Source organism: Enhygromyxa salina (genome assembly GCF_002994635.1).
GTDB classification, from domain to species: domain Bacteria; phylum Myxococcota_A; class Polyangia; order Nannocystales; family Nannocystaceae; genus Plesiocystis; species Plesiocystis salina_B.
The window spans coordinates 56,638-64,681 of the sequence record NZ_PVNL01000048.1; the positions used below are offsets into that span (position 1 = coordinate 56,638).

Below are 8,044 nucleotides of genomic sequence, written 5' to 3' on the forward strand. Positions count from 1 at the left end.
GGCCCGCTTGCGAACGCCTCTTCACGACTGGCGAGGGCGCTCTTCAACGCTCTGCGCGTACTTCGACGCGCCAGATCTTCGAGTTTGACTGGTCGACCACCAGCAGGCTCGTGCCATCCAGCGCGATCCGGGCGGTGAAGCCCAGGGTCGACTGGGTCGCCGGGCCTGGCTGCCCGGGGCCCTGCACGCCCGTCCCCGCGATCGTCGTGATGATGCCATCGGGGTCGACCCGGCGGACTCGAAAGTTGCTGCGATCACCAACGTAGAGCGTGCCGTCCTCGTCCCGGGCCAGGCCGAACGGCTCGTTGAGCTGGGCCTGCGTCGCGGGGCCGCCGTCGCCGCCGCTGCCTTCGACGCCGCTGCCGACCACGGTGCTGATGCTGCCGTCCGGCGCGAGCCGTCGGATCGCATGATTGAAGGTGTCGACAATATAGAGGTTGCCGTCCGGGTCGAGCTCGAGCGCGGTCGGCCAGTGCAGCGCCGCCTCAGCACCCGGGCCACCGTCGCCGCTGTAGGCCGGCTCACCAGTGCCCGCGACGGTCGTGATGACGCCGGCTTCGATCTTGCGCACGCGGTTGGCCAGGCTGTCGGACACGTAGATCGTGTCGTCAGGCGTGACCGCGATGCCGTCGAGCTGGATGAACAGCGCGTCGACGGCCGGACCACCGTCGCCCTCGTCACCGACCGTGCCGACGACCCCATCCGCGGCCCCCGCGATCGCGTCCAAGGTGCCGTCATCCGCGAGCACCAGCACGCGCGGGTCGTGATAGGACACGAACACCGGGCGGTCATCCGACAAGAACGCGAAGTCGATCGGGTTCTCGAGCGGCGTGTCGCTGGCTGGCAGATCGACCGAGGCGATCGCATGAAAGCCGCTGCCAACCACGGTCTCGAATCGGCCGTCCTCGCCGATCCGTCGAAACCGCTGGTTGTTGAAGTCCATCACGTAGATCAACCCGTCGGGCCCGCGCCGCACCGCCGAGGGCAAGAAGAAGTCCGTTTCCTTTGGCAGCAGCCCGTCGCGGTTGAAGCCGAGGTCGCCTGTGCCTGCGAAGTGGCACAGCTCGCCCAAGCTCGGGCCGTCTTCGCAAGGCTCGGGCCCACAGCCAGCAACCAGGAGCACACTCAGCGCACAGGTCCAGGCAAGCAGGCGACGTGCCCAGGTGTCAGTGAGGCTCATGACGAGCGCGCTGGCGTGACCTGCACCGAGATGACTTCCCAAGTGTTTGGCCCGTGGTTGTGCACGTGAAGCTGGATCTCGGTGTCCGCGGGATAGCTGCTATCCACGGTGAAGGTCTGCTCGAACACGGCCGCCGCCGCGGGGATCGGGACCGTGAACTCCCAGACAATGTCCCCGTCGAGCGCGAGCCCGAGGTAGCCCTGCGCGGGTGCGGCCGCGGTCAGATCGTCGTGGTAGCCCTGGACCGTGATCTCATCGCCGACGCCGACCTCGTGAAGGATTGCCTGGCGCAGCGTCAGGTAGTCGCACAGCTCGGTCTGGATCTCGATCGACTGCGCGAACGGATCCACATACCAGCCCACGTCCTCACACACCGCGTCCGCGGGCCGTTGATCAGCGAAGGCGTCTTCGTCTGGCGACGTCACCCGCCCCCACGCGTCGGCGCTGACCAAGTTGAACGGGCCGGGATCGGGATCGGGGCCCGGCTCGTCCGGGCAGCCCGCCACCAACGCGAGACACGCGGGCACCAGCACCAGAGACAACCGAGCGTGCGGCCGGGCGGGCATCGCGTTCACGGGATCGCGCAGGTCCCGTCGTAGCCGTCTGGCTCGACCCCACAACCTGTGTGACAGCCGATGCAGCGCGGCGCGTCTTCGTCGAGCACCTTGCGCTCGAGGTCGACGCGCTGCCACGCCCAGTCCAACGTATCGGGCGCGCTGCCGTCGGGCAGCCGACGCATCACCGTCCACTGCTTGATCGGCCCACTACAGTCGAAGTCACCAAACTCGTACTCCTCTTTGAGGACCACCGCGTCGACCGGGAACGGCTCGACCCGACCCTGGTAGGGCTCGAGCGCGGCGGGATCGGCGAGGATCCGAATATTGTTGAGATCGTGGTCGCCGCTGCCCCGGCAGTCGCGGACCTCGACGTAGCTGGCTTCGTAGTCGGCCGGAAAATCCGGCTCGACCTCGGGCTCCTCGGTTGGGCACGCGGACACCAAGCCCAGCGCGAAGACGACGGCGAAAGCTGGGACCAAGCGCGTCATGCTCATCACCGCATCACGATGCTTCGGACCACGCTGTTGCCCGTGTCGCTCACGAGCAACCGGCCGTCAGCCCACTCGAGGCCGAACGGCAGATTGAGCAGCGCCTCTTCGGGAGGGCCGCCGTCGCCCTCGTAGCCCGACTCGCCACACTGACCGACCGCCGTGCGGATTGTGCCGTCGCTCTCGATCGCCCGCACGCAGTGATTGTAGACGTCGGTGAAGTACAAGGTGCCGTCGTCGGCCAGCGCGAGATCAACCGGGAAGTTGAGCTTGGCGTCGAGCGCGGGCCCGCCGTCACCCGCGTAGCCATTTTGTGGAACCCCGTCCTGGGGGGGCGTGCCCGCGATCCGTCGGACGATCCCGTCGGTGTCGATCATCCGAATCAGGTGATTGGCGGTGTCGGCGAAGTAGAGGTTGCCCGCGGGGTCGAACAGGATCCGACCGGCCGGCGACGCCGACTGACCAAACGGCTGCGCCATCCGCATCTGCTCGGCTGGGATGTCGTCGCCCGAATAGCCCGGGGTGCACGGGTGCGAGCAAAACTCGGCCGGATCCCCACAGGTGTACTTGCCCGACGGACCGTTCGGACCATCGGGGCACTGGGTCGGCTCGACCCCGTCCGGGCAGGCCCCGGGGCCACCTGGCGCGGGCGCATCGACGACGCAGCGACCGGCGAGCAGGTGAATGTTCCCGGCGGCGTCGACCATGCGCAACACCTGGTTGGCCTGGTCCATGATCACCAGGTTGCCGCTCGGGTCAAACGCCAGGCTGGCCGGCAGATCCAGCGACGAGTCAGCCGCCGAGCCGCCGTCGCCGAAGTACGCCCGCTTGCCGTCGCCGCAGGTGTCCGAGACCACGCCCGTCATTCGGTTGACCGTGCGGATCTTGCTGTTGTGCCACGCCGCGATGATGATGTTGTCACCGCTGTGGTCGAAGATGATGTTGGTCGGGTGGTTGAAGTCGCCGTTGGCCGGATCATCGAGGCTGCCGCCGAGCTCCCCGCGGCCCGCGATCCAGCTCAGGTTGCCCTCGGTGTCGAGCTCGCGCAGGCGGTGATTGTTCCAGTCGAGGATGATGATCGATCCGTCAGGTGCGATCAGCGTGTCCTGCGGGAGCGACATCTTGGCCTCGAGGGCGTCGAGCACGGTGGTGTCGGCGTCGCGGTCGTAGCCGTTCTCGCCGTTGCCCACGATCGTGCAGATGGTCCCGACCACCGTGGGATCGCACTTGGGGACTGGATCATCGCCGGGGCAGGCGGTCAGGACGAAGGCGCCCGCCAGCGCCAGCGACGACAGCGTGAGTGACTGAGTGTGCGTGTTCACTTGGCCACCTTCACGATGCGGTTGTTGAGCGTGTCCATGACGTAGAGGTTGCCGTCGGGATCGAACGCGACACCAAATGGCCGGCGCAGCTTGATCTGGGTGGCGAGCTGACCTTCGGCGTCCTCGATCCCGAGCTCGCCCGTACCGACCACGGTCCGAATGATGCCAGTCTCGAGGTCGATCGCGCGGACCTTGCCGTTGTCGGTGTCCGCGAAGTACAGATCGCCGTCGGGGCCGATCTCGAGGTCGCGGGGCCCGCTGAGCTGAGCGTCGATCGCCGGGCCGTCGTCGCCCGAATCGCCGCCTTCGTAGGTGCCGGCGAAGCGGTCGATTGTGCCTGTAGCGAGGTCGATGACGCGGATGACGTCGGCCTCGGTGTCGGACACGTAGAGCATGCCCGCGTGGAACACGATGCCTCCGCTGGGGTTGGGGTTGGAGCCCTGCGCCCACGAGAACTGGGCCATGAGCGCGGGCCCGCCGTCGCCGCTGGAGCCCAGCGTGCCGTCACCTGCGATCGAGGTGATGATCCCAGCGGTGTCGATCTTGCGAATACGCTCGTTCTGCTGATCGACAATATATAGATTGCCAGCGTCATCGAAGGTCGCGTCATTGAGCTGCTTGAACAGGGCCGAGTTCGCCGCGAGCTCGCCGTCACCTGCGTAGCCCGCTCCCTTGCCGCAGACCACCGTCACAAAGCCGGTGTCGGGATCGACGGTGAGCAGCTTGTGGTTGTGCCACGCGACCACCAGCACCTTGCCGTCGGGTTGCAGCAGCAAGTTGGTCGGGTGGTTCAACAGCCAGTCCGAGCCGTCGGCGCCCGTGGGGGGCAGCCCGGCGAAGGGGCCGTCGCCCGGGAAGATCGGGTTGGTCGAGCCGACCACCGACTCGACCGTGCCGTCGGGCAGCACCCGGCGGACCAGGAAGTTGTTGAAGTCGGTGACCCAGGCGGTGCCGTCGGGCAAGAACAACAGGTCTTGCGGCTGGTTGAGCAGGGTCTCGAGGCGGTGGTGGTGTTCACCGTTGTAGCCCTCGCCGTCCCGGCCGCCGCCCGCCCAGGTGCACGCGTGCCCCGGTTGGAGGTCTTGGCAGGCTTGATCGATGTCGGGCTTCTCGTCGCAGCCCGCGGTCGCGACCAGCACGGACGCAATCAACAGTGGTCGAAGCAAGAGTGAGTCGTTCATAATCCGTCGCTCGAGATCGAGGGGCCCCGGTGGATCAGCAGGCCGTCATCGAATGGCGGGCTATAGACTTGCCCACCGACCGCCCACACGCAACCTTGATCGTCGATCCACGCGGCGTGCAAAGTCATGGCCAGGTTGAAGCCGAGATCCTCTTGTGTCCAACCGGTCGAAGAGCGGGTGTAAACGGCACCAAAGCTGCCGACCGCGACACCAAAGTCGTCCTCACCCAGCGCGACGCCCGACAGCCCCGGCGCGGGCGGGTCGGCGGGGACGACGGTCCACTGACCGTCCTCGTACTCGCTGATGATGCCCGTCGCCGCCCCGCCGACCGCGACGTAGCGACCCTCGCTCGCGTGGACCGTGAACAGCGACGAGCCGACCCCCGACTCGCCGAGCTCGAGCGCGGCGCCGTCCCAGTGGAGCGCGACGCCGTTGCTGCCGACCAGCCAGGCGTCGTCCTTGCTGGTGCCAAACAATTTCCAGATCGCGCCGTTCGAGCTGACGTCCGCTGGCAGCGAGGGCTCGGGCGTCCAGGTGTCACCGCTGAGCCGCCACGCGAACCCGCCCGCTGCAGCCGACGTGCCGCCGACCGCCCACACCTCGTCGGGGCTCGCGCCCCAGATCCCGAACACGGTCCCGGTACCCGGCGTTGTCATGGACGTGAACTCGCCGCCCTCGTAGCGGAGGATCACGCCGCCCTCGCCACCCATGAACACCGGGCCGTCCTCGAAGCCGAACACCCACCACAGGTTGCCCTGAGACAAGCCGGACTCCATGCGGGTCCACGCCTCGCCATCGAAGTGGAGGATGGTTGGGCCCAAGCCGTCGAGGCTGTCGCCACCGACCGCCCAGACGTCGGTGGAGCTGGTGCCCCAGACCGACAGCAGCGCGCCCGGCAGGTCGCGGTGCACCAGCTCCCAGCCGTCTTGTTTGGGTTCGGGTTCGGTCGGACACGCGACCAAGCACGACGCGAGAATGAGCACAAATGGGCGCTGCACGATGTATGGAGCGTAACAAAGGTGGAATTGGGTAACAAGCCGAGCACGCGTGAGCCGCCACGGGGTCGGTGGCGGGCGGCGTGTTGCTTTGCCACAGAGTCGGCCCGCTCCGCGGGGGCGGCGGAGACGACAGCGAGATCCCCGCTTGCTCAGAACCGAGTACGCTGTCGCTGCCTCACTGCTGAGAGCCGTCGCCACGCCACCATGTCACGCCCTCGCTCGTCGATCACTGCGCTCATCGTTCTTGCTCTCGCACCGCTCGGGTGCGGTGATGATCCCTCACCCGGCGACAGCCTCGCCGCGACGGGCACCGACGCTGCGACCGACACGTCCGCGGGTACCGACACTGACACGGGCACCGACACCGACACCGGAGGGGAGGAGCTCGAGACCGCCGTGATCACCCACCGCTTCGGTGAGTATGAGCTGGCGCCGTTTGAAGAGGTGGAGCCCTGCGTGCAGTGGACGGTCGACAATGACGACCCGATCTATCTGCAGGCTGTCACGCTCAGCAACCTCGGGTATTTTCATCACTCGAACTGGTTTGTGGTCCCGGAGAACTTGTTTGCTGGGCCGGACGGCTACTTTAACTGTGGTGATCGGAACTTCGACGAGCTTGGGGCTGCGTCGGTCGGGACCGTGGTGTTTGCTCAGTCTACTCAGTCGTTCGTGGAGGAGCAGCGGACTGGGGCGGGCGCGGTGATCAAGCTGCCGGCTCGCTATAAGGTGATCGGCAGTACGCACATGCTGAATGTTGGGCCGGCCGAGGTTCGCTCTGACTTATTCATGAGCTTCGAGCTGATCCACCCGCGGGATGTCGAGATCGTGCTCGCTCCATTCCGGCTGACTTACTATGATCTTGACATTCCTGCGAACGCGAAGAGTCACTTTACGGGGATCTGTGACGACTTTGCGGCGGATTACGAAGGCGCGACGGGTGGACCGCTGGACATGAAGCTGCACTACGCGCTGCCGCACTATCACTACCTTGGGGATTACTTTGATCTGACGGTGCTTGGGGGGCCGCTGGATGGCACCAGCGTCCACTCGATCAGCGGGTTTAATGGTGAGGCTAACGGCAAGACGTTCGACCCTCCACTGGATCTGACTGGAGCGACTGGGCTGCGGTTCACTTGTGGCTATGACAATTGGCGCGATGTCAATGTTGGATGGGGGATCGGCGACCAGGAGATGTGCGTGATGCTTGGGCTTGCGGAGACTGAGATCCTGATGGATGTCACCGTGAACGGGGGGAGCGTGGCTGTCGGCCAGACTGATGGGGTGTTCGAGTATGAAGCTGGGTGTAACTTCTTTGGGATCCCCAAGGATGTTCAGCAGACGCTGCCGTCTGCGGCGGAGCGCAACGGGCCGTTTAATGTGCCGCCTAGCGGGGACGAAGGGATTCCGCCGGTCCCCGAGTGTGTCGATCATGATCCCGGCGTCCAGCCCAGCCTCGCGCCGACCTTGGCCAACGTGGAGGCCGCGGTGTTTCAGCCGTCCTGCATGTTCAACGCTTGCCACGGGAGCTCCGGGCAGGCCGCGGGGCTGGATCTGCAGAGTCCGAGTCTGCTGACGGAGCTGCTCGATCACCAGGTGCAGGGCAACCCGGGGGCGAGCTTGGTCGAGCCGGGGGATCCGGAGGGTTCGTGGTTGTATCAGGTCATGGCCAACTGTGAGCCGCAGACCGAGGGCGGCGTGACCGTCGCTCACATGCCACGCAATGCGCCGATCCTGCTCAGCGACGAGGCTGTGGCGCTGGTTCGCGAGTGGATCGCCGGTGGCGCGATGCCTTGATCAGACCGATCAGACCCGGGCTCAGACCGATCAGGCCGGGCGCGGGACCGATCAGACCGGGCTCGGAGTCTTCTTTTTGATCTTTCGATCAGACCGATCAGACCGGGCTCGTGGACCGATCAGACCGGGCTCGGAGTCTTCTTTTTGATCTTTCGATCAGACCGATCAGACCGGGCTCGGGATCAGACCGGGCTCGGAACCGATCAGACCGGGCTCGGCGGGACCGATCAGACCGGGCTCGGAGGCATCAGACCGGGCTCGGAGTCTTCCGTTTGATCCTTGGATCAGTACCCAGGGATTTACCTGGAAAGGATGGGCCCGCTCTCGAGATTTTCTCTCGGCGTCTGCAAACGAACCATCCGCGGGCCGAGAAGCCTGCGTGGCCATTTCCCAAGCCCAGAAGCAAGCCAGCGCCGCCCGCCGAGCCAAGAACCGAGCTCACGGGCAATCACGCTCACATGCGCGAGTTCGCGCGCGGCCGATCCATCCTCACAGCAGCTACAAGGTCACCAGGCGGTGCCTCG

At 66.1% G+C, this 8,044-nt stretch carries 7 protein-coding genes; 1 reads left to right on the forward strand and 6 read right to left on the reverse strand.

Translation table 11 applies throughout. The features are described from left to right. Window positions 1-43: 43 nt before the first annotated feature. From ENSA7_RS12360 to ENSA7_RS12385, 6 genes are read right to left on the reverse strand one after another with little or no spacing between them, the layout of a single operon-like run. Window positions 44-1,180 (reverse strand): NHL domain-containing protein, encoded by a 1,137-nt coding sequence (locus ENSA7_RS12360; protein WP_146157622.1) that lies wholly within the window; start codon window positions 1,178-1,180, stop codon window positions 44-46. Beyond that, the gene (locus ENSA7_RS12365) at window positions 1,177-1,755 is read right to left on the reverse strand and encodes a hypothetical protein (protein ID WP_106089466.1); all 579 of its coding nucleotides are present in this window, start codon (window positions 1,753-1,755) and stop codon (window positions 1,177-1,179) included. The genes ENSA7_RS12360 and ENSA7_RS12365 overlap by 4 nt, the downstream gene beginning before the upstream one ends. Continuing rightward, window positions 1,752-2,225 carry a cytochrome P460 family protein gene (locus ENSA7_RS12370; RefSeq protein ID WP_181233678.1) on the reverse strand — a complete coding sequence of 158 codons (474 nt, stop codon included), beginning with the start codon at window positions 2,223-2,225 and terminating at the stop codon, window positions 1,752-1,754. The genes ENSA7_RS12365 and ENSA7_RS12370 overlap by 4 nt, the downstream gene beginning before the upstream one ends. Before the next feature lie 5 nt (window positions 2,226-2,230). After that, on the reverse strand, window positions 2,231-3,547 hold the full coding sequence (locus ENSA7_RS12375) for an NHL repeat-containing protein (protein ID WP_181233679.1): 1,317 nt from the start codon (window positions 3,545-3,547) through the stop codon (window positions 2,231-2,233). Further along, the gene (locus ENSA7_RS12380; protein ID WP_106089469.1) at window positions 3,544-4,728 is read right to left on the reverse strand and encodes an NHL repeat-containing protein; all 1,185 of its coding nucleotides are present in this window, start codon (window positions 4,726-4,728) and stop codon (window positions 3,544-3,546) included. The genes ENSA7_RS12375 and ENSA7_RS12380 overlap by 4 nt, the downstream gene beginning before the upstream one ends. Further along, on the reverse strand, window positions 4,725-5,726 hold the full coding sequence (locus ENSA7_RS12385; RefSeq protein ID WP_146157623.1) for a beta propeller repeat protein: 1,002 nt from the start codon (window positions 5,724-5,726) through the stop codon (window positions 4,725-4,727). Before ENSA7_RS12385 ends, ENSA7_RS12380 begins: the two co-directional genes overlap by 4 nt. A gap of 204 nt (window positions 5,727-5,930) precedes the next feature. On the opposite strand from ENSA7_RS12385, the gene ENSA7_RS12390 reads away from it, so the two are divergent. Further along, complete coding sequence (locus ENSA7_RS12390) at window positions 5,931-7,520, forward strand: hypothetical protein (RefSeq protein ID WP_106089471.1); 1,590 nt, start codon at window positions 5,931-5,933, stop codon at window positions 7,518-7,520. Window positions 7,521-8,044: the final 524 nt, after the last annotated feature.

What these genes read in the sequence shown, in the direction of transcription:
- ENSA7_RS12370 (WP_181233678.1), bottom strand. Translation starts at nt 2,225, where the DNA reads ATGACGCGCTTGGTCCCAGCTTTCGCCGTCGTCTTCGCGCTGGGCTTG.
- ENSA7_RS12380 (WP_106089469.1), bottom strand. Translation starts at nt 4,728, where the DNA reads ATGAACGACTCACTCTTGCTTCGACCACTGTTGATTGCGTCCGTGCTG.
- ENSA7_RS12360 (WP_146157622.1), bottom strand. Translation starts at nt 1,180, where the DNA reads ATGAGCCTCACTGACACCTGGGCACGTCGCCTGCTTGCCTGGACCTGT.
- ENSA7_RS12390 (WP_106089471.1), top strand. Translation starts at nt 5,931, where the DNA reads ATGTCACGCCCTCGCTCGTCGATCACTGCGCTCATCGTTCTTGCTCTC.